Raw genomic sequence first — 20,655 nt, 5'->3', positions numbered from 1 at the left:
TCAATTTGGGCATTTTAACAGCATCACCCCTGCCCCGCCTCAAGCTCTGTTGGCATGCCCCCACCGCGAGGACGATTTGCTTTAGGCGCAAGCCGTCAACCCGAGTCCTTACTCAGCGTATGCTCCGCAGCAAACAGCGCCCTGCTTACGTGGCCTTGCCTCAAGCCACAATCAGCGCATACGTGGTTAGCCAAGCCAATGTCGTCAACAACCCCTCAGAAAATGTAATTATTCAGACCCCAAAGCATCGTCAGAATGATTGACGCCAGCGCGCAGCGAACTTTAGACTGAGGCACTCCCTTGTTTCACACTGGCCTTTCTGATGAAAATACTCGACTTGCGCAGCGATACCGTCACCCATCCTACTGCCGCCATGCGCACCGCCATGGCCGAGGCCATTGTCGGTGACGATGTGTATGGCGACGACCCGACGGTGATCGCCCTTGAAACGGCTGCGGCTGAGCGCTTAGGCAAAGAAGCGGCCTTATTCGTGCCGACCGGCACTTTTGGCAATCAATTGGCGATTTTGAGCTACTGCCAACCGGGCGACGAAGTCATTGTTGGCGATGATAGCCATATCGTTTGGCATGAAGTTGGCGGCGCCGCCTTAATTAGTGGCGTGCAGCTTAGAACCATCGATAGCGACTTAGGGACGATGAACGCCGAAAAAATCCGCAAAAAAATTCGCCATGGCGTGGATATTCACGAACCGAAAACCGCGTTAATTTGCGTTGAAAATGCCCATTCCAATGGCCGGGTGATTGCGCTAGAAACCATGCAGCAAATTTGGCAAGTAGCGCAAGCCGAAGGCGTGCCAGTGCATTTAGATGGCGCGCGGGTATTTAATGCCGCCAGCGCTTTACAAGTCGATGTCAAAGAAATCACCCAGTATTGCGATAGCGTGATGTGTTGCCTGAGCAAAGGCTTGGCCGCACCGGTCGGCTCGATCTTGGCCGGCAGCCACGCGCTGATTGCCAAAGCGCGCAAAAAACGCAAATTGCTCGGCGGTGGCATGCGCCAAGTGGGCGTATTGGCCGCGCCCGGTTTATTGGCACTCAATGCAATGACTGCGCGCTTAGCAGACGATCATCGCCACGCCAAATTATTAGCCGCGCAATTGGCAAAAATTGACGGCATTGTCATCGATCTGGATTCGGTGCAAATCAATATGGTGTGGTTTAACTTTAGCCGCGAGATTGATGTCGACCAGCTGATGCAAAGCTTGGCCAATGCCAATATTAAAGCCAACCCACCGGAACACGGCGCAATGCGTTTGGTGACACACTGGCAAATTGAAGAGACCGACCTCGCCCGCGTCAGCCAAGCAATTAAAGCGGGTATTGCTCGCTAAACTATATTGAAAATAGATTAGATCAATATACCCAATGATCTGAGTATTTTTTGGATTTGGTGTTGATTTTTAAATTGCACGCGTTTGAATAAATCGACTGTAGCCCCTTCCCCCTTGATGGGGGAAGGCTGGGATGGGGGTGTTGAGCGGCACTTTGTTGTATCACCCTAACCCTCTCCCATCAAGGGAGAGGGAATGCCGCGATACTCTTACCACCATCAGCTCGTAACCTGCACAACGCGGAGCCTGTTAACGTTTGGCAGCAATAAAAATGGCGCGAACTTCGCGCCATTTTTTACATCTCGCACCACTTGGCCAACTAGCTGCCATGCGCCTGATTCACGATATCAATCAATTGCTGCTCGCTAAGCTCTCCGACGATTTTTTTAATCAAACGCCCTTTCGGGTCGAGTAAAAACGACGTTGGCGTTAATTGCACCTCACCAAAAGCGCGCGCAATCTCGCCACTTTGGTCGTACACCATTTCAAAAGGCAGCGGCGTTTTGGCCAAATAGTTTTGAATATACGTCGGGTTGTCATAACTCATCGCCACGGCGATGGTGATCAATTTGTCTTTGCCCAATTTATTTTGCGCTGCCACCAATCCGGGCATTTCGGCGATACAACCGGTGCAGCTGGTGGCCCAAAAATTAACCAGCACCACCTTGCCTTGATAATCGGCAATTTGAATCGGCTTGCCCGCCATGGTCGTCATGGTTTGCTTGAGCGGCATTTTTTCTGCTGCGTTAAAGGTATTAAATACCAGCGCCGCCGCGCCAATCAATACCGCAGTGAGCGCAATTTTGAAACCGAGTTTCATTTACAGCATCCTTCATTTGACCAAAGTACTGAGCATTTGGCATTTTAACTAAAAAACACCACGCTATTTTGAATGGAAAATGACTTAACGTATAGCGTGGCTTGCATTGATTTTTTTACGGCTCAGCCCCATACCCCCAATAGCGTGCTGCCCAACGTGACACAATAAAAAAAACCGCGCCCGCTCTTGAAAAAGGTGGGCCTCGCCCTTACCATTTAGCACTCAGGCAAGTAGAGTGCTAAACACCTGCTTGTACAAACAAATTTATACCTCTAACGACTGTTCAATACTCAGGAGTTTTAAACCCATGAAAATTCGTCCATTGCACGACCGTGTGGTCATCAAACGTGTTGAAGCTGAAGCTAAAACTGCATCAGGCATTTTGCTCGCTGGTAGCGCTGCTGAAAAACCAGACATGGGTGAAGTGGTTGCTGTTGGTGCTGGCAAAGTATTGGAAAACGGTAGCGTTCAAGCGCTGACAGTTAAAGTTGGCGACAAAGTATTGCTCGGCAAATACGCACAAAGCGTAAAAATCGACGGCGAAGAACTCATCGTTGTTCGCGAAGAAGAAATCTTTGCGATTGTTGAATAAGACTTAAGTAATTCCGAAAATTCGGCGGATTACGCGCTGGCTTTGCCAGCGCTAATCCACCCTACATAATGATTGGAGAATAAAAAATGGCTGCAAAAGAAGTAATCTTCGGCGATAGCGCCCGCGCAAAAATGGTTGCTGGTGTAAATGTATTGGCGAATGCCGTTAAAGTAACTTTAGGCCCTAAAGGCCGTAACGTGGTGCTTGAGCGTTCTTACGGCGCACCAACCATCACTAAAGACGGTGTTTCTGTTGCCAAAGAAATCGAATTGAAAGACAAATTCGAAAACATGGGCGCGCAAATGGTGAAAGAAGTGGCGTCTAAAACTTCTGACATCGCCGGTGACGGCACCACGACGGCCACCGTATTGGCACAAGCCATCGTGCAAGAAGGCATGAAATACGTTGCTGCCGGCATGAACCCAATGGATTTGAAGCGCGGTATCGACAAAGCCGTGATCACTTTGGTGGCCGAACTCAAAAACATCTCTAAGCCATGCACGTCAACCAAAGAAATCGCTCAAGTTGGCTCGATCTCGGCGAACTCTGACGAAATCATCGGCGAAAAAATCGCGGCTGCGATGGAAAAAGTCGGCAAAGAAGGCGTGATCACCGTTGAAGACGGTACTGGCTTGGAAGATGAGTTGGACGTGGTTGAAGGGATGCAGTTCGATCGTGGCTATTTGAGCCCGTACTTCATCAACAATCCAGAAAAACAAATTGCTTTGCTCGACAATCCATTCGTGTTGTTGTTCGACAAAAAAATCAGCAATATCCGTGACTTGCTACCGATCTTGGAAGGCGTAGCGAAAGCCGGTCGTCCATTGTTGATCGTTGCTGAAGACGTGGATGGCGAAGCATTGGCGACCTTGGTAGTCAATAACATCCGTGGCATCTTGAAAACTGTTGCCGTTAAAGCCCCTGGCTTTGGTGACCGTCGTAAAGCCATGTTAGAAGACATCGCTATCTTGACTGGCGGTACTGTGATTGCTGAAGAAGTCGGCCTGACGCTAGAAAAAGCTGAATTGTCTATGCTCGGCCAAGCCAAACGCATCGAAGTGGGTAAAGAAAACACCATCATCATCGACGGCGCTGGTCAAGAAGACGCAATCAAAGCACGCGTTGCCACGATTCGTCAGCAAGTTGAAGCTTCTACTAGCGACTACGATCGTGAAAAACTGCAAGAACGCGTCGCCAAATTGGCCGGCGGTGTTGCGGTGATCAAGGTTGGCGCGGCTACTGAAATGGAAATGAAAGAGAAAAAAGCCCGCGTAGAAGACGCATTGCATGCCACTCGCGCTGCGGTTGAAGAAGGCATCGTAGCTGGCGGCGGCGTAGCATTGCTTCGCGCTCGTTCTACCATCACTGAATTGAAAGGCGCTAACGCTGATCAAGACGCCGGTATCAAAATCGTTCTACGTGCGATCGAAGCGCCATTGCGTCAGATTGTACAAAATGCGGGTGAAGAGCCAAGCGTTGTGGTATCGAAAGTATTGGAAGGCAAAGGTAACTTCGGTTACAACGCGGCAACTGGCGAATACGGCGACATGGTTGAAATGGGTGTACTTGATCCAACTAAAGTAACGCGTTCAGCCTTGCAACACGCAGCTTCTGTGGCTGGCTTGTTGTTGACCACGGACTGCATGATTGCTGAATTGCCAAAAGATGACTCAGCTGGCATGCCAGATATGGGCGGCATGGGTGGTATGGGCGGCATGGGGATGTAATACCCGCCTTGCCTTGGCAAGAAAAGATCAAAACCGGCGTTTGCGAACGTCGGTTTTTTTACGTCCAAGCATTGCTGTCACCAAAACAAATAAATGCTTACCTTGAAAACAGACCAATCCTCAGCCAAATTAAAGGGTGCCCGAACTCATTCACCAAGGCTGTGCTGTGAAATTCTTTATATGCCTCAGTATATTGATGCTGTACACCGCCACGGCCACGGCTGCCGAAGAAATTGAATTAGACCCTCACCTTCAGATTGACGAAGTAAAACCTGCAGACCGATTAAGCATCAGTGGTTTTTATACCTTAGGCATTAACCACAATGACAGCGCCAGCCAGTATATTCGCGACCTATCGCAATCCAATACCCATCACGACCGTACCTCAGCGATCACCGATAGCCGCGTTGGTGTGCAGCTACTCGCCGATTTTACCCCGCAATGGAGTGCCGCCTTACAAGTGACCGCCCGCGACGGGGTTGATTACGCGAATGGAGATGCCGTCGACTGGGCTTTTTTGCGCTATCGCCCGAATGAAAATTGGAGCATCCGTGCAGGCCGGCTCAGCGTGGATATGTTTATGTTGTCTGATTTTCGCAACGTGGGTTACACCTATCCTTGGGTGCGGCCAGTGCAAGATTTTTATGGCTTAATCCCGTTTTTTCAATACAACGGTGCCGATATTCAATATCGCCAGCAATTGGGCGATGGCGAAATCAGGCTCAAAGGAAATATGGGTCGAATTAGTTCAACGCTACGCAGCGCTGTGGGTGATTTTCGAGTGCATGGTGATGACTTAGCCAGCGCTTCACTCGAATGGAGCGATGAGCACTTTCATTTACGCACCTCAATTGGGCAAATTAACTTACAAGGCAAGGTGCCAGGCACCGATTTGCTTTCTAGTGGGCTTGGTCAACTCAGCCCATTTTGGCCCAGTGCGACGCAAATCCAGCAAGATTTAAAAATAGACGGTCGCCTCAAGTTTTTATTACTGGGTGCTAGTTATGACAATGGCCCTTGGTGGTTGCAAGGTGAATGGGGGCGCGTGCAATCGGAAACCGTCATATATGGTCACATGGAAGGGGCATATATTAGCGCGGCCTATCGGATAGACGCCTTTCAACCCTATATCACACTCAGCCAAGCCAAGTCGAAAAATGCCCGCTATCGTGCGCCATTACCGCAAGGCCCATTACCGCCCCCGCTGGCTGCAGCAAGCCAAGCTTTAGCCGCTGGCGCAAACCAGTTTCTGGGCAGTTTATACACCGATCAACAGACCTACTCGATTGGCATTCGCTGGGATTTTCGCCCCAGAATGGCGCTCAAATTTCAATACGATCGAATTCACGCGGCCGATGGCGGCAAAGGCTTATGGGATGATGGCAATGCTCAGGCCGGGCCATTAAAAGCCAATGTATTTAGCCTTTCATTTGACGGTTTATTTTAGGCCGACATGATGAAAAACAGCCTACTCATCACACTACTGGCCCTGTGTATAAATTCAGCCAACGCCGAACTTTGGGTGATCACCCATCAGCAAAGTAACGTTTCAACCTTAACCCCACAACAAGTCAGTGACGTCTATTTAGGCCGACTATTGGGCAACAACACGCCGCTACAACCTATTGAAATCAATTCAGATGAATTGCGACGCCGTTTTTACTTTGCGCTCACTGGCAAGCCTTTGGTTAAAATTGACGCATACTGGGCTAGATTGCAATTTGCCGGTCAACAAAAACCACCTCGGCGGCTAGCTGATCCAGCTTCAGTCATTAAAAGTATTAGCCTTAATCCAGATCAAATTGGCTTTATCGAGGCCAATACCTTGCCCAGCAATAGCGGGGTAAAAGTCGTGCTTAAATTGGAATAAACATCAATATGGCTTTTCGACAAACCATTCATTACAAACTTTCTGTGACCATCGCACTGTGTGCGATTTTAGTGGCGTCGCTGGCTTCTTTTATTATTTATAAAATCAATTACGCCAATGAAATCAAACACAGCTATTTAGATATAAAAAACCTCATGGCCGCAGTTGAAAAAACTGCCGCCGTCGCGGCATTTAGCGGCAACCAACAAATCGCCAGCGATGTGGTTAATAGTTTGATTCTTACCCCGCTGATTCGCCACGCCAATATTAATGGTCACAATGATTTACAGATCGCGGCGGGGAAAAAATCCAATGATTCCGCATTAAGATTACCGCTGTATGAGCCACTGGATGAACGTAATATCGCCGGTTACTTAACCTTAGAAATAAATACTTCCGAAATGGACCAGCGTGCCCAAACTCGCTCAATCGACACGGCGGTTTCCTTATTTATTCTGTCTTTATTAATTGGCTTGGTGGTTTACATCGTGGTTTTTTTTAAATTAAGTCGGCCACTCACTCAATTATCAAGTCGATTACAAACCATAAAACTAGCCACCGATGATCGATTGCCTCAGTTAAGCAATAAAGAATATGATGAATTAATTCAACTCACGCACCACATAAACTATCTACTCAATATGGTGAGCGACGTCATTCATGCCGAGCGCGAACTTCGCTCGCAAATTAGTAAACTGGAACAGCAATTTAGAGGCATTTTTGAAAGTGCCAATGTCGGCATTGGTTTACTGGATGAATCGGGTCGGCTCATCTTAGCCAACCCAGCGTTTGCTAAATTACTTGGCGAAAGCATTCATGCCCAAGCCAAAATCAGCGGGCAATGGATAGACCGCCTATTTGCCCAACCCTATCGTTTTTGGGGGCAAATCTATGCCAGCTTAGAGCGCAATCAAGCCACGGCGAACGATCTGCAAACGTGTAATGATTGGCTACACGTGATTATTTCTGCCAGTTATAACGACGCCCATATGCCCTATTACCAGTGTTTAATTTATGACATTAGCGACCGAAAAAAACGCGAAGAACAAATGCGCCGCAGCGCCGATTATGACCACCTCACCGGTTTACATAATCGCCATGCCAGCGAAAAAATCTTAGCGCATTTACTCAGCAACACCATTGCCAGTAAAAATCAGCTAGCGATCTTTATGATTGATTTAGACCGTTTTAAATACATCAATGATACGTATGGCCATGAAGCTGGCGACAAAGTGCTACAAGAATGCGCCAGCCGTATGAAGCAACATTTCACCCGTGACGAAGATTTAATCGCCCGCTTAGGCGGCGATGAATTTATGATTGCGGCCTATTTTGAAGACGTCTCACAACTTAGAGCGATGGTACAAGCGCTGATTGTGAGCCTTAATTTACCCATAGAGATCGGTAATGCGCTGTTTGATCGCGTTGGTGCCAGCATCGGCATCGCACTAGCACCACAGCATGGCACTAACAGCAATATGCTGATTAACAAAGCCGATCAAGCCATGTACCAAGTGAAGCGCTCTGGGCGCAATGGCTTTTGCATCTATGGCAGCCCCCACTGCTTAACACCACAACCGCCGGCACAACAGATCAACCCCGCTTTAGGGCAGCCCACCAACGCAAACCCAACGCCACCTTACTCTGCCAACTAGATCGATGTATTGTGTGACGATGGCTGCTGAAACCGTTAAAATAGCGGGTTTATTTCGCCACCCGCATGGCACGCTCGCTCAATGGACTACGCTGTGAACCCGCAATTGCTTGAATTACTTAACGGACAAGAATCAGACTACCCGCATCATTTGGCACAACTACACCCGCATTTGCACGATTTAATTGCTGCAGCATCGGGTAGCGCTGAATTTGAAGATTACTTACGCTCTTTATTCATCGATCAACGCGGCAATCGCCAAGGTTTTTCTGCTGTTGTGATTTCAGAAATCTTTCGTTTAATTCAAGCGTGCGAACAAAAAAAACAAGGGTTTAGCGACGCCGATGCGCCAGACGTGTGGGAGCATGTGAAGCAAGCACGCAATCACTTAAACGCCTGCGGCATTGCCTTTAATTTAGAAAGCTTCTTTGCGGCGGCTGAGCGCGGCGAGACGTTAAAGCTAGTGTTGTTTTTAAAAGCCGGAATGAAAATCGACGCGCGCGATCACCACCAAAAGACGCCACTCATTTGGGCAGCATCGTTTGGGCATCTGGCCTGCGTTGGCCTACTACTAGCCAATCAAGCCCAAACCGATCTGGCCGATAGCGGCGGCTATACCGCAATTCACTGGGCCGCCGCCAATGGGCACGCCGAAGTGATTCGGCTCTTACTCGAGCATGGCGCTAATGCCAATCTCAGTAGCCACGCCGGAAAAACCCCACTCATCCAAGCTGCCGCACGTGGGCAGCGTGATGCTTTAATGCAATTGATGGATGCTGGCGTTGCGCTCAACACCCAAGATGCCGCTGGAGACACGGCACTGCACAAGGCTATTGCGCAAGGGTATGTGCACGTATGCCAAGTATTAATTCACCATCAAGCAAATACCCGCCTATTAAATCGAGAACAATGCAGTGCTTTTGATTTGGCCACGCGCCATCCCAATCTGGCCATCCGGCAATTGCTGAAACAGCAGTCCATCTCGGCCTAGACTCAAATACAGTTCACTTAACGACAAGCCCTGAAAACCTGACGCAGAGGCGCAGAGGCGCGGAGGAAATTCAGGGCTTTTCGATTGATTTTCTCTGTACCTTTGCGTCAAAAGCGACACCAGCAATGAAATAGAGGAAAAAAATGCCGCTCACTTGGCTTAAGTGAACGGCATTACGGCTTAGACTCTTTACGTTTAGCCCGCGTCTGCTTTACGCAGCGCAGCCATCGCATGACGATGTGGCGCGTTTCATGCCTTGTTTCAAGCAAAAATCGCACCGATTTGATGGCAAAAACAATGTTAAATGTCTAAAACACGACTTATTTTTTCAACAAGCGCACGTCACGACGTGCTTTGGCTTGTTCCCAGCGCGTCATCGCCTCATCATCGGCCGGAGTTAAAGGCTCGATCGCCAGCGATTGCCCCTCGGCATTCATTGCCACCATCGTAAAATAACAACTATTGGTATGGCGCTCGGTCTGCTCGCAAATGTTCTCTGCCACCACCCGAATGCCAATTTCCATCGAAGTGCGACCGGTGTAGTTCACACTGGCTAAAAAATGCACTAACTCACCCACATGAATCGGCTGCTTAAAAATCACCTGATCCACCGACAAAGTCACCGCATACGCGCCCGCATAGCGACTGGCACACACATAAGCGACTTGATCGAGCTGCTTTAATAAAGCACCACCGTGCACCTTGCCCGAAAAATTAGCCATATCCGGCGTCATTAACACCGTCATGCTGATTTGATGCTTTGGACCGTCATGCATAATCAAAACCTCAAGGTATATACGCCTAGCTTAACATTGAAAAAGTAGCTAGCGGTATACCCCATGAAACCAAGAGCTTAAATCATAAACAAAAGCAACACGATCGCCCAACCTGCTCTGCCAACCCAGCATCAACCATCGGCATCAGCGCTCAGCATTCCATGCCGCCATAACCCATGACCACACCCAGCCCCCCCCCAAGCGACTTAAGCCAGCAAACAATACGCCATATCACTTGGATCTTGCGCCAACTCGCCCATCCAGCAGCTGCCACCCAAACGAATTTGTTGATCACTCACTAGCTTAAGACTCGGTACATCACGTCGATCAAGGATCAAGGTCACATCACAGGCCAGCCCATGACCCAAACAAAACTTAAGTAATGCGCGCAGCGCTTGTGCGCCGGCATTATCGGGCTGCAAAGCATTAAACTGAGCCAAACGCAACGGCCCCAAACGCAAATTGACTTTCGTTTGACGATCCCACACCCGATCCCCCGCAAAGGCCGACACGCCCAACTCACAAAATGCACCGCCCAATTGCGTTTGCTCAGACTCAGGCAAATTCATCCATTGCCCAGCAAACTGCACCAGCTCAGCGCGAAAGCCAAAAAACCCTTCGATTAAAGTCGTTATTGCTTGGCTAGACATCGGTTTTTGACTCAACAACCCGGCAAAATAGATAAATAAGCTTTCATTTTGCAAAAAATCTTGGCCCATTTGCGCCCGCAAAGCCCCCAAGCCCATGCCACCCAAATCAAGCAAATTTCGACTAAAACCATCTTGCTCACCATTTTCAACTTGAAGCCAAAAACGGTATTTCTTCCATGCTCCATAAAAAAGCGCAATCGAGCGATGGCTAAAAATATCTAAAAATGCATGTAAAGTTGGGTCTCGAAACTGCTGACGGCGCTCAATCAGCAGCTCGGTATAGCTGGTTGGCAACACGCCACTCGGTCCAGTCAAGCCCATAAAGGCGACTTCTAACTCATTGAGCACACCATCTTGCGTCTCTAAAGCGCGGTAACGCGTCATCTCGCTAGCCGGAAACGCTAAATTGGCCAAAGTGCGAAAGCGCAGTTTCTCAGGTAAGGGGTTACGTTTTTCTTTACGCTTTTTTGCACTTAGATTCAGAATCCGTACCGCTTGAAAAAAACGATATTGACTAGGATCGGCGTGAATTTCGTTGTCTAAATGACGAGGGCTTCGCCGGCTCGAGCTGGCCATGTTGCTACCTCCCCATTGTATTGTTTGGTATTAACGCGTAAGCGAGTAAAACTATTGGGGGCGCAATACAGCGCAAAAAATCGCTCTAAAACACTGGCAAATAAATAAATGCTACCGCCAACGTAATACTCTTCATCCAGCGTCAGCGTGATTTCTGTACCGCGAACAAATCCGGCAAAATCACGCCCCAGTACTCGCGTCACGGCAGGCGCACTAGCAATCGCCGCGATGCCTTGAATTTGCTTAGTATTGACCGCCGAATCGGTTTGGTTATACAGCACCAGCATTTCCTGCAAAGCGCCTCTTCCCGACTCAATCAGCGATAAATAATTGAGCGACAAATGCGACACCAAACGCCATTGCAAACCGCGCTTTTGCGGTGGGCGCAAACTAGCTGTGGGTTTACGCAGCAATCGAACCCGTTTCACCACCGAATGCCCCGGCAAAGAAAAATCCGTATTCACCCCTGATTGATTGCCACCAAATGGAATCATGTCCGGTAGGTCGCGATTACTACACAGCATTTCGATACTCAACACCTCTGCTGCTGGGCGAACGGGATTAAAATCCAAATCCACCAAATGCAGCTCTAAATCAGTGCCTTTATCATCTGGTCTTGGCGATGCTTCGCGGCTGGCATGCCAATAAAATTGAGGCCCGCCTTGATCAACGCCATGACGTATCGCATAAAACGGCAGCACTTCATCACTACTTTCATGGCTACCGGTTTTTTCTATCCGTACCACGCGGCGCAATTGCATCACCTCAAAAGCTTGCTGCTTACGCGCATCGGCCACAACGGGATAACTGGCTTTTTGATGGGTAACCCGAATCGGCTCGCCCTGATGCACAAACAAATTCACAATCGGCGTGCAGCCCAATTTAAAGTGCGACGCTTGCAAATGTTGCAATAAGCGCGCATGGCGCTCGGTGTCTGGCCAACGCTCAATCAAGCACTGAATAATGAGTTTATTGCCACGAATAGCACGGGTAATGGGCGCCAACTGTTGCAATTCAATAAACAAAAATTTATCTGGAAAGCTGAAGTACTCAGTGAGCAGACGGTAACCCAAAAAAGATCGCTCATCGTATTCGAGCATCCCTTCATCCCGCGCAAACCCCACCGGCTGCAAAGCTAAAGCGGGTAATTCACGCGTGATTGCCGGATCTTCACTACCGTCGCCAACACGAACTCGCAAGGTATTGGCCAGCAGCAGCTCATACACCAAATGCATTAACGCAGGCTCGCCATCCAAAAAAAAGCGAAGCGACTGCAAATCAATCTCTGCGATCGGCAAGCCTGCATGGGTATTGAGCTCGATGGTGAGAATCGCGGCGGCATCTGGAGCAATACGTCTTAGATGAGGAGAACTACTGCTTAATTCAATTTTGGCGCGATTTAACGTCAACGGATACAAATCAACGGGATAACACGAACGAAATTTGCACGTTACACCTTGAATCGCCGGAGCATGCACTGCTTGTCCGCGCGCAATGGTATAGCGCTTGGCGATTTCGGGACGTTCAGGGTCGCATTCATACTGCACAATGCTCGACGAGGGAATGGGCCGCAAATAATGCGGATACAGCACATCTAAAAAACTAGCGGCAATTTCAGGATATTCATCGTCTAATTTTTTGTGAATTCGCGACGCCAAAAAGGCGAACGATTCAATCAAACGCTCAGTATGCGGATCTTCACACTGATCCCCCTCTAACTGCAAACGCCCAGCAATCTTAGGATAACGTCGAGCAAACTCACCCGACAATTCACGCAGCAAGCTAAGCTCGCGCTCGTAATACGGCAATAATGAATCTAACATGCGACACAGTTTTCCAGACACTTCAGAGATAAAAGCCGAAAATAATCAACACAATCACGCCATTAATTTTCGTACTGCTGACATTATTACTTGTTAGCGAGTAATATTAAAGACATTTACGGTGGCAATACAATTCACGCAACTGACTTGCTACCCTTTACTGCCAACCTACTTTACGCCGTTGCAAAGAGTGATTGAACGAATATGACTTACCCTGAAAAGCTCAGCGCCCTACTCGCCCCGATCCACCCAGATCACATCGCCGGTCAAGATCTAGCCTACTCACCGCTATTTGATCAAATCCGCGAAGCACGCCGCGCCGATGATCCAACACTATCGCAAGGTGATTGGGGACAAACACTCAAAACGGCGGATTGGAATAAAGTCATTCAGTTGTGCGAGCAAGGCTTAAGCCAACAAAGCAAAGACCTGCAGCTTGCCGTTTGGTATGCAGAAGCGCTCGTCAAAACGCGCGGGTTTGCAGGGGCAGAGTGGGCATTGCAACTACTAGACGGCATGCTTGAGCAATATTGGGAAACAGGCTACCCCGAATACGACCCAGACGATCTGGACGAGCGCATTGGCAAATTCGAATGGTGCAATACCCAGCTTGGTATGGCATTACGTGAAGTCGCCATCACCGACCCCAATCACGGCGGCTATCACTGGCATCACTGGCAAGAATCGCGTGACGTAGAAAATCTAGGGCTTAAAGATGATCAAGCCAAAGAGGCCGCCATTGCGGAGGGCAAATTATCGGGCGAAGTATTTAACAAAAGCGTCAATCTCAGCGGTCCAGCTTGGTTTAGCCAATTGCAGCAACAGCTCACCTCGGCTCAAACCGCTTACCAAGCCTTTGATCATCGCATTGACCAACGCTTTGCTAATGCCGCCCCCGGTCTTGCCGAACTACGCAACGCACTCAAAGATTGCCTCGACGTCGTTAACCGACTACGCCTGCAATGGGGCGAGCCCACACCCGCCCCCGCCGCGAATACCGGCAGCCTACTCACCGCCCCGATCGCCTCTAAAGTGATTGAAAATATGCCTAACACCGCTGCACCAACACACCCTGCGCCACAACCAAGCTACACCAACAGCGCCGCTGCGCCAGGCCCAATCCAAAGCCGCACCGACGCTGTGCGCCAATTGCAAGAAGTCGCCCGCTACTTCCGCCAACACGAACCACACAGCCCCGTCGCGCTACTGGCCGAACGCGCAGCAAAATGGGCTGAAATGAGTTTGGAAGAATGGCTAAGCTCAGTGATCAAAGACGACTCAACGCTGGGGCAATTGAACGAATTGTTGGATATTCGGCGGGATTAATGGTGTATAGGCATGTAGACAAGTTGACCTATGCTCTGCATGCCTATACCACGCTTAAATTTGTAACGTGACTTGATGAATAAAGGCTACACACTGCTCGCCTTTATTCATCAATTAGCCTTGTAGTTTGGCGGGGTAGGAGCTGCCGCTGCTGGTCGACTCTGTTTTGGGTTTGATGTAGTTGCTAGCTTTGGCCGGCACGTTATCAGGATAGATATCACGCATTGTTAAATACCCTGCGCCATAAATTCCTAATAGATTACTACTCGTAAAATCGACGTTTTCTTGCGATGAAACACCGCCATTCACCAAAGGCTGGCCTTCCCCGTCTTTGAGTTCTTTATCAATTGCAGCAAGTCGGGCAGTACTTGAGGCAATTCTCATTAGCCGCCTATTTTCGCCATCAGCAGAAGGAGCACTAGCGGCTTTGTCGGCCGTGACTTGACGTTCTAGGCGTTCTTTTTCTTTTAATAACGCGACGCGTGCTTTTTCACGTTTGCTCGGCCGAGCCTTGCCATCTGCGGCTTTACCACCGCCAAACCATTCATCGTCAGTATCACCTGCCAGTTTGAACCAAGCGCGCGAGTCATGAACATATAAATCAAATAGGTCAATAATCGCCTTGTCTTTATTAGGGTCAAGCTGGGCCTTTTTCCATATCGCTAAACCAGTGCTATGAAACGAGCGCTGCTGCCCATCCAATTCTATTTTTTGCAAAATCTCGTTCGTCTGCTTTACATCATAAAGATCCTGAATCTCGGTATCGGCACCTCTTAACCAAGTTTTGGGAATGATGTCGTTCAAACGATACTTGCGCCAAGCCAGATAATGACTGTATTGCTGCTGAATCTGTTTGGCCGTGTCTTGTGGACCACATTGAGTGCGTTCGATATAAGCATTAAAGGTCGTACGTAAATCAGGGGCTACGGCAAACAACTCAGCAACTGCTGGTGGCATATCAGTTGATGCCGCCAGCGGGACGCCCATCATCCGTGCTTCGCGGTACATGTGTGCCAGCGAGATTTGCGAAATTTTGTCAGCATCCTCTTTGCAGCGACCTTGGTCCCGTGGTGGGTAGCCGCCACCAACATCCGAATGTACGCCGGGATAGACAACCTCCAAGCACCGATTGCTTGAGTTGCCGAGTGCATCGAGTGGAAAGCAACGCCGTACTTCATGCGCGGCAACGAGGTGAACACAACGACGTACACTACTCGGAATTTTCAGCGCATCAGGGTGCGCCCACGCCATATGCCCGTCCGATCTCGGCGTCAGATTCGCCAGTCCGACCGATGCCACGGTATCAAAAATCCCGAGAAAATCGATCTGATACGGCATGCCACCTAAATGATTGGGAGCCAGTTTCTGGAGCCGATTTGCAAATGCGCGGGCTTCGGCCGCGCCGCGTGAAAAACCAAATATCGAGATTCGCAAGGTGCGGACTTTTTTTCTATCGCTAGGGGTTAATGCAGCTTCCAAAGATTTAAGCGATTGCACAAAAAAATCGTCAAAACTTTCCGACAACGCCTCGCTCAGTTGCAATAGGCTACGCATGACATCATTGATTTTTAGCGCCGCGACGACCAATGAATCACCCTGCGAGTGTGTGCACCAATGGGTGATTAGTTGTGCAGAATTGAGCTCCTTGCCTTTGAACATCCTATGTATCTGTTCGAGTACCTGTAGTAAGCCCCAGCGAATGCGATCCTCACCATACAGCGCCATGCTGAGTCCGCGCATTTTGTCGCCTCCTGCCGCGTAACGTGCTCCGCGTTGACCCCGCTCTTCCTTTGTCAGGTTTTCGCCTGAGTCATTGACCTCGCTAAACCCAGTACCCAAACCCGGGATATAGACCTTGCGGTGGAAGTTGTAATTGCCGTCCGCCACACCAACGAGCAGCGGCTTGTCCGCCTTGCCGCCGTAGGTGGGCTTGAGTTCGGCCACGTTGCCGCTAAAGGCTTCAAACAGCCGCGCGACATTGCTGGCGCTATTGGTAAAGCGGCCACTTAGATCGCGATATTTGTTGTTGTTCGTACCGTCGAAAAAGAGACCTAGAAAAGCGTCGCGCTGGCACGCATGGGCAGGAATTGGTTGGCTATTTTTCTCTTGGAGCGTACGTTCTGACACGGTCAGCACCAGCGGTTCTTCACGGCATCGCTCAGCTAGTAATGCGCTCATTCTTGACGCTCCTCTCCCCATAACGTTTGGGTACAAAGTTCTTGATCCTCAAATCCCTCCATACAACTTCTCATTGCAGAATCACAGAGAGCCATATCTTCCCCAATTCGCTTCAAATACGTACAAAATCCTTTAGATTCAACCACGCTAAAAGTCTTCGGTATCGCCGCCTTACACGCCTTCCGCCCCGCAGTCGCCACACAATAATCCCACGGCGTTTGTTTGATTTTGCCGGGCCACTCTGGGTGGCCGGGTTCGACTTTAGAGACGACCAGCTCGATTTGGCTATCAGGCAGCATGCTGATGTACAGATTGCCCGGCTCGCTGTATTGCGGCACATCGAGCACGGTCAGATTGTTGCCGACCATCTTGCGCGTGATCTGATCGTCTTCCTGCCAGTCCACCCGCAACTTCAGGCCTGCGTGCCATTGCTTAGGCAATTGAATGCAGCAATTGACATTACCTCCGGCGGACAGCGGCCAGATGATGCCGCCGCCGATTTCCTGCTGGTTTTTATTCGTCCAATCGCGCAGCGTGTAGCGATAACTACGCAAATGGTTGTAATTGACCACGTCGACATAACCGCCAGCCTGCGCGTTCGGGTCCGGTGCGGGCGCTGCCGCGCTTTGCGATTGATCGCAAGCGCTGAGCAATAAACACCCAAACGCCAGTAGTGCACAGAGTATGCTTTTCATAGTGATGATCAATAGGTATTTGATTGAGTACATTATTGGTATTGACCTTTATCGACATACCTTATGTTTATTTTATTTAACAGACTAATTTCCTGTATCACGCAGGACGCCAACCCCCGCGTTTTATCACCCTGCAAAGTCGGCATTTTGTTTTGCTTAACCTTACTCCACCAGCTCAAATTCTCGCCGGGGTCGTTCACCTCAGGAAAACCCGTCCCAAGTCCGGGGATATAAATTTTGCGATAAAAACTGTACACCCCATCCGCTACCCCCTCGAGAAGTGGCTTATCAGGTTTTCCGCCATAAGTTGCCGTTAGCGTGGCGACTCCGCCGATATACGCCTCGAATAAACGCGCCACATTACTGGCGCTGTTTGTGGGCAAGTCGCGGTATTTGTTATTGTTCGTGCCGTCGAAAAACAGACCGAGAAAGGCATCGCGTTGGCAGCTGCTAGATGATGGCAATTGTGAATTAGTTTCTGCAATTATTTTTTCTTTACCTACAAGTTCGAGTGGTTGGTCTCTACATTTTTCTGCTAGAAGTGCACTCATTCACTCTTCTCCCAAACTAATTTATTGCACATCTCAGCATCTTCATAATCGGAAATGCATTTTGCAATGAGGCGCTCGCACTGTCCTGGTTCTAATCCATCCAAGTGGCAGAAACCTTTCATTTCATTCAAACTTAGCCCCGTTTTCGGCAACACCTCCTTACAATCCTTCCTCCCATGCTGAGCCACGCAATAATCCCATGGCGTTTGTTTGATACTGCCCGGCCAGTTCGGGTGCCCCGGCTCGACTTTAGAGACGATCAGCTCTACCTTGCCTTCAGGCAGATAGGTTAGATACATATTCCCAGGCTGATCATATTTTGGAATTTCAAATTCTTGGCTATGCCGCGCAATTTCCTTCTTATAATCGGCCTCGCCCCAATCAAGCCGCACCTTTAAGCCTGGGCGCCATACCTTGGGCAGACTGATACAGCAATTGGCGCTACCGCCCGAGGCTAGTAAATCCACAATCCCGCCACCAATTTCGGGGGCATTTGGCTGGGTTAAATCACTCATGGTGTATTGATACGTGCGGTCGTAGTTGTAATTGATCACATCGACATAAGCGCCAACAGGTGCATTTGGATCTGGTGCAACCCCACTTTGAAAACGCTCACAGCCACTGAGCCCGACACATGCCAGTGCCAACGCAATGACGTGCAGCCATTTTTTAAATACACCCCATGGGGATATTACTGTATGCATTATTGACCTTAGCTTGTAGAGATATACCAATTAAACAATTCATTCTGCTTGAACTAAACTTCAGCACCCTCTAGTTCATCCTGCTGATACGGCAGAGCCAACGCGGAAATTTGTGCTGCCGTCATTGGTGCGTCGCTCTGCGCGATAGCATCGCGGCACATCGCAATCAGCAAGCCATAGTCAAAGCCTTGCGCCTTGGCGTATTGACTAATCAGCTGCCAGTTATGCGCCGTTTGCGCGCGCGAGATAGCGAGCAATAGACTTGGCTCATCATGCAGCAGGTAATCCCAAATCGCATCGGCCTGTGCCAGATCCAGCAAATCGTTCAGCGTATCGGCGAGGCGCAGCAAGTATTGCTCATCGTCGCTGGTTTTGACCAAATGCACATTGCGCCATGCATGAACCAAATGCTCTACTGGCGTCTCAAGAGCGATAAAGCTCAGCATGGGCCGAGCGCTGCAATGCGCCAATAAATTGGATAGTTGTACCGTTAAATCTCCTTGCCGATTTAATGGCATCAATACCGGCGCGACCTCAGCCAAGATTTGCAGTGGCAACGGCGTAAACAGACTGACCTCACCTTCCAGATCTAAACGCTGACCAATTCAATGGGGCCAGAGTCAATTGATTTCTTTATTTCCACTCTCTACCGCACCACTTGGCCTACAGGCGAAGCCCAACGCTTACCGAACATGAATTAAAAAACCGCTGAAAATCAATTGACTATGACCCCTTTGGTTCACAGATGAGGTCGCAAGTTTGGCCGTGCTCAGGCCTGCGCTGTATTGCAAAGTATTGCCTTTTTGCTGCATTTTAGGGGCGGCCAATCTGACACCTCGCAAATTTCTCATCGTTAACTACATTGCCATGTTCATGACGTTGTATTCGGCTAAAGCGTATCAAGTCTGGAAAACGGTTTTCACTTCCTTCGCTGACGCTTAACTCGATATGCCCATCTTGATAAAAATGGACATTTAAATATTCGGGCTTTGCCGGGATGGGCCCCGTGAGTGTCGCCTCTAACTCACACCATTTCTCTCCATCCCGCGTCCACTGAACGGTCATTTTGTAAGGAACGAGAATCGGTGAGAACGACGCGCAGCAAACAGTTCCCCCACCTGCATCTCCAAATTCACTAACTTCCAAATTCATACCACCAGAACTATTAACTGAAAAATGATCAATTGCGGTATCGGTATAGTTATACCCATGAATTCCCAAACCATTCACCTGAGTACGCTCCTCAACACCTGATGCTGCGGCAGTGGTGGTTGTACTTTTAGGGCTCTGCAATCCCCGACTGGGCTCGCAGCCTTGAAATAGGCCTGCGGCCAGCAGTAGCAAGGCTACCGTCAATATATTCATCGTCCTGCCTTGCAATCTGAGTTTAGGGGCGGCCAATCTGACACCTCGCGAATTTTTCGTCGTTAACTACATTGCCGTCTTTATAGCGTCGAGCATAAGTAAATCGTTCAAGTCTAGGAAAACGGTTTTCACTTCCTTCGCTGACACTTAACTCGATATGCCCATCTTGATAAAAATGGACATTTAAATATTCGGGCTTTGCCGGAATTGGCCCAGTGAGTGTCGCCTCTAACTCACACCATTTCTCACCATCCCGCGTCCACTGTACCGTCATTTTGTAGGGAATAAGAATGGGAGAAACCGAGGCGCAACAAACTGTACCGCTACCAGAATCGCCCTGTTCACTAACTTCTAAATTCATACCGCCAGAAACGCCAACAGAAAAATAATAAATAGCCGTATCGGTATAGTTATACCCATGAACTCCCAAACCATTCACCTGAGTACGCACCTCAACGCCAGATGCAGCCACAGTGGTGGGTGTACTTTTAGGGCTCTGCAATTCCCAACTGGGATCACAGCCTTGAAATAGGCCTGCGGCCAGCAGTAGCAAGGCTGCCGTCAATAGATTCATCGTCCTGCCTTGCAATCTGAGTTTAGGGGCGGCCAATCTGACACCTCGCAAATTTCTCGTCGTTAACTACATTGCCATTTTCATGACGTTGAGCCTCATTAAATCGTTCTAACTTCAAGCGTGGCTCGACATAATCATCAGTCACATCGATCTCTACATGCCCATCCTGATAAAAATGGACATTCAAATTTTCTGGTTTAGCCGGAATAGGCCCTGAAAGCATTGCTTCAATTTCACACCATTTTTCACCATCTCGTGTCCATTGAACTGTCATTTTGTAAGGCACTAAAATCGGAAAAATCGAGGCGCAGCACACCGTCCCACCACCACCTGCCATTGGTTTACTAACCTCTAGATTCATCCCGCCAGAACTATTAACGTAAGGGCTCAGCCGCTCCACCACCGTGACGCTTAAGTTTCTGCTAGCAATCG

General features: G+C 49.2%; 20 protein-coding genes. 8 read left to right on the top strand and 12 right to left on the bottom strand.

Translation table 11 applies throughout. The features are described 5' to 3' along the window. Nucleotides 1-322: 322 nt before the first annotated feature. Nucleotides 323-1,351, top strand: coding sequence for a low-specificity L-threonine aldolase (gene ltaE, locus Q0V82_RS09950; RefSeq protein ID WP_297575310.1), 1,029 nt, complete (start codon nucleotides 323-325; stop codon nucleotides 1,349-1,351). A gap of 319 nt (nucleotides 1,352-1,670) precedes the next feature. Here the strand turns inward: ltaE and Q0V82_RS09945 are convergent, their stop codons facing one another. Then, nucleotides 1,671-2,171 carry a TlpA disulfide reductase family protein gene (locus Q0V82_RS09945; protein ID WP_297575308.1) on the bottom strand — a complete coding sequence of 167 codons (501 nt, stop codon included), beginning with the start codon at nucleotides 2,169-2,171 and terminating at the stop codon, nucleotides 1,671-1,673. Between the two features lie 307 nt (nucleotides 2,172-2,478). Here Q0V82_RS09945 and Q0V82_RS09940 point away from each other — a divergent pair, with 307 nt between their 5' ends. From Q0V82_RS09940 to Q0V82_RS09915, 6 genes are all read left to right on the top strand, one after another. Then, a complete protein-coding gene (locus Q0V82_RS09940; protein WP_173531806.1) occupies nucleotides 2,479-2,763 on the top strand; it encodes a co-chaperone GroES in 285 nt (94 codons plus the stop codon). An 86-nt stretch (nucleotides 2,764-2,849) separates the two neighbouring features. Beyond that, entirely contained in the window at nucleotides 2,850-4,490 is a 1,641-nt protein-coding gene (groL, locus tag Q0V82_RS09935) for a chaperonin GroEL (protein WP_297575304.1), read from the top strand. A gap of 166 nt (nucleotides 4,491-4,656) precedes the next feature. Next, entirely contained in the window at nucleotides 4,657-5,937 is a 1,281-nt protein-coding gene (locus Q0V82_RS09930; protein ID WP_297575302.1) for a porin, read from the top strand. A gap of 6 nt (nucleotides 5,938-5,943) precedes the next feature. Next, entirely contained in the window at nucleotides 5,944-6,360 is a 417-nt protein-coding gene (locus Q0V82_RS09925; protein ID WP_297575300.1) for a hypothetical protein, read from the top strand. A gap of 8 nt (nucleotides 6,361-6,368) precedes the next feature. Next, entirely contained in the window at nucleotides 6,369-8,015 is a 1,647-nt protein-coding gene (locus tag Q0V82_RS09920) for a sensor domain-containing diguanylate cyclase (RefSeq protein WP_297575298.1), read from the top strand. Nucleotides 8,016-8,096: 81 nt separating this feature from the next. After that, nucleotides 8,097-9,005 (top strand): ankyrin repeat domain-containing protein, encoded by a 909-nt coding sequence (locus Q0V82_RS09915; RefSeq protein WP_297575296.1) that lies wholly within the window; start codon nucleotides 8,097-8,099, stop codon nucleotides 9,003-9,005. A 320-nt stretch (nucleotides 9,006-9,325) separates the two neighbouring features. Here Q0V82_RS09915 and Q0V82_RS09910 read toward each other — a convergent pair whose 3' ends face one another. From Q0V82_RS09910 to tssF, 3 genes are all read right to left on the bottom strand, one after another. Further along, the gene (locus tag Q0V82_RS09910; RefSeq protein ID WP_297575294.1) at nucleotides 9,326-9,781 is read right to left on the bottom strand and encodes an acyl-CoA thioesterase; all 456 of its coding nucleotides are present in this window, start codon (nucleotides 9,779-9,781) and stop codon (nucleotides 9,326-9,328) included. 206 nt (nucleotides 9,782-9,987) lie between these two features. Further along, complete coding sequence (gene tssG, locus Q0V82_RS09905) at nucleotides 9,988-11,007, bottom strand: type VI secretion system baseplate subunit TssG (RefSeq protein ID WP_297575292.1); 1,020 nt, start codon at nucleotides 11,005-11,007, stop codon at nucleotides 9,988-9,990. Beyond that, nucleotides 10,971-12,830, bottom strand: a complete 1,860-nt coding sequence (gene tssF, locus Q0V82_RS09900) for a type VI secretion system baseplate subunit TssF (protein ID WP_297575290.1) — start codon at nucleotides 12,828-12,830, stop codon at nucleotides 10,971-10,973. The genes tssG and tssF overlap by 37 nt, the downstream gene beginning before the upstream one ends. 204 nt (nucleotides 12,831-13,034) lie before the next feature. On the opposite strand from tssF, the gene tssA reads away from it, so the two are divergent. Then, nucleotides 13,035-14,156, top strand: a complete 1,122-nt coding sequence (gene tssA, locus Q0V82_RS09895) for a type VI secretion system protein TssA (protein WP_297575288.1) — start codon at nucleotides 13,035-13,037, stop codon at nucleotides 14,154-14,156. Nucleotides 14,157-14,270: 114 nt separating this feature from the next. On the opposite strand, the gene Q0V82_RS09890 is transcribed toward tssA, so the two are convergent. The 8 genes from Q0V82_RS09890 to Q0V82_RS09855 form a co-directional block, all read right to left on the bottom strand. Continuing rightward, a complete protein-coding gene (locus Q0V82_RS09890) occupies nucleotides 14,271-16,334 on the bottom strand; it encodes a DUF2235 domain-containing protein (protein ID WP_297575286.1) in 2,064 nt (687 codons plus the stop codon). Then, entirely contained in the window at nucleotides 16,331-17,062 is a 732-nt protein-coding gene (locus tag Q0V82_RS09885) for a DUF3304 domain-containing protein (RefSeq protein ID WP_297575284.1), read from the bottom strand. The genes Q0V82_RS09890 and Q0V82_RS09885 overlap by 4 nt, the downstream gene beginning before the upstream one ends. Further along, a complete protein-coding gene (locus Q0V82_RS09880; protein ID WP_297575282.1) occupies nucleotides 17,062-17,580 on the bottom strand; it encodes a hypothetical protein in 519 nt (172 codons plus the stop codon). Before Q0V82_RS09880 ends, Q0V82_RS09885 begins: the two co-directional genes overlap by 1 nt. Continuing rightward, nucleotides 17,577-18,314 (bottom strand): DUF3304 domain-containing protein, encoded by a 738-nt coding sequence (locus tag Q0V82_RS09875; protein ID WP_297575280.1) that lies wholly within the window; start codon nucleotides 18,312-18,314, stop codon nucleotides 17,577-17,579. Before Q0V82_RS09875 ends, Q0V82_RS09880 begins: the two co-directional genes overlap by 4 nt. A 23-nt stretch (nucleotides 18,315-18,337) precedes the next feature. Further along, the gene (locus Q0V82_RS09870) at nucleotides 18,338-18,853 is read right to left on the bottom strand and encodes a DUF4123 domain-containing protein (protein ID WP_297575362.1); all 516 of its coding nucleotides are present in this window, start codon (nucleotides 18,851-18,853) and stop codon (nucleotides 18,338-18,340) included. Between the two features lie 244 nt (nucleotides 18,854-19,097). After that, nucleotides 19,098-19,649: a DUF3304 domain-containing protein gene (locus Q0V82_RS09865; RefSeq protein ID WP_297575278.1), complete on the bottom strand. Its 552-nt coding sequence runs from the start codon at nucleotides 19,647-19,649 to the stop codon at nucleotides 19,098-19,100. A 22-nt stretch (nucleotides 19,650-19,671) separates the two neighbouring features. Further along, complete coding sequence (locus tag Q0V82_RS09860; RefSeq protein ID WP_297575276.1) at nucleotides 19,672-20,223, bottom strand: DUF3304 domain-containing protein; 552 nt, start codon at nucleotides 20,221-20,223, stop codon at nucleotides 19,672-19,674. Nucleotides 20,224-20,245: 22 nt separating this feature from the next. Then, a partial coding sequence (locus tag Q0V82_RS09855) for a hypothetical protein (RefSeq protein ID WP_297575274.1) occupies nucleotides 20,246-20,655 on the bottom strand: 410 nt, incomplete at its 5' end.

This window comes from uncultured Deefgea sp. (assembly GCF_947072475.1).
In the GTDB taxonomy this organism is placed as follows: Bacteria; Pseudomonadota; Gammaproteobacteria; order Burkholderiales; family Chitinibacteraceae; genus Deefgea.
This window is presented reverse-complemented; position numbering and strand designations above follow the sequence as displayed.

Excerpts from the sequence above, each read along its gene's own strand:
- Q0V82_RS09865 (WP_297575278.1), bottom strand. The coding sequence starts at position 19,649 with ATGAATATATTGACGGTAGCCTTGCTACTGCTGGCCGCAGGCCTATTT.
- groL (WP_297575304.1), top strand. The coding sequence starts at position 2,850 with ATGGCTGCAAAAGAAGTAATCTTCGGCGATAGCGCCCGCGCAAAAATG.
- tssG (WP_297575292.1), bottom strand. The coding sequence starts at position 11,007 with ATGGCCAGCTCGAGCCGGCGAAGCCCTCGTCATTTAGACAACGAAATT.
- Q0V82_RS09945 (WP_297575308.1), bottom strand. The coding sequence starts at position 2,171 with ATGAAACTCGGTTTCAAAATTGCGCTCACTGCGGTATTGATTGGCGCG.
- Q0V82_RS09885 (WP_297575284.1), bottom strand. The coding sequence starts at position 17,062 with ATGTACTCAATCAAATACCTATTGATCATCACTATGAAAAGCATACTC.
- Q0V82_RS09940 (WP_173531806.1), top strand. The coding sequence starts at position 2,479 with ATGAAAATTCGTCCATTGCACGACCGTGTGGTCATCAAACGTGTTGAA.
- Q0V82_RS09925 (WP_297575300.1), top strand. The coding sequence starts at position 5,944 with ATGATGAAAAACAGCCTACTCATCACACTACTGGCCCTGTGTATAAAT.
- Q0V82_RS09915 (WP_297575296.1), top strand. The coding sequence starts at position 8,097 with ATGGACTACGCTGTGAACCCGCAATTGCTTGAATTACTTAACGGACAA.
- tssF (WP_297575290.1), bottom strand. The coding sequence starts at position 12,830 with ATGTTAGATTCATTATTGCCGTATTACGAGCGCGAGCTTAGCTTGCTG.
- Q0V82_RS09910 (WP_297575294.1), bottom strand. The coding sequence starts at position 9,781 with ATGCATGACGGTCCAAAGCATCAAATCAGCATGACGGTGTTAATGACG.
- Q0V82_RS09880 (WP_297575282.1), bottom strand. The coding sequence starts at position 17,580 with ATGAGTGCACTTCTAGCAGAAAAATGTAGAGACCAACCACTCGAACTT.
- tssA (WP_297575288.1), top strand. The coding sequence starts at position 13,035 with ATGACTTACCCTGAAAAGCTCAGCGCCCTACTCGCCCCGATCCACCCA.
- Q0V82_RS09890 (WP_297575286.1), bottom strand. The coding sequence starts at position 16,334 with ATGAGCGCATTACTAGCTGAGCGATGCCGTGAAGAACCGCTGGTGCTG.
- ltaE (WP_297575310.1), top strand. The coding sequence starts at position 323 with ATGAAAATACTCGACTTGCGCAGCGATACCGTCACCCATCCTACTGCC.
- Q0V82_RS09920 (WP_297575298.1), top strand. The coding sequence starts at position 6,369 with ATGGCTTTTCGACAAACCATTCATTACAAACTTTCTGTGACCATCGCA.
- Q0V82_RS09860 (WP_297575276.1), bottom strand. The coding sequence starts at position 20,223 with ATGAATCTATTGACGGCAGCCTTGCTACTGCTGGCCGCAGGCCTATTT.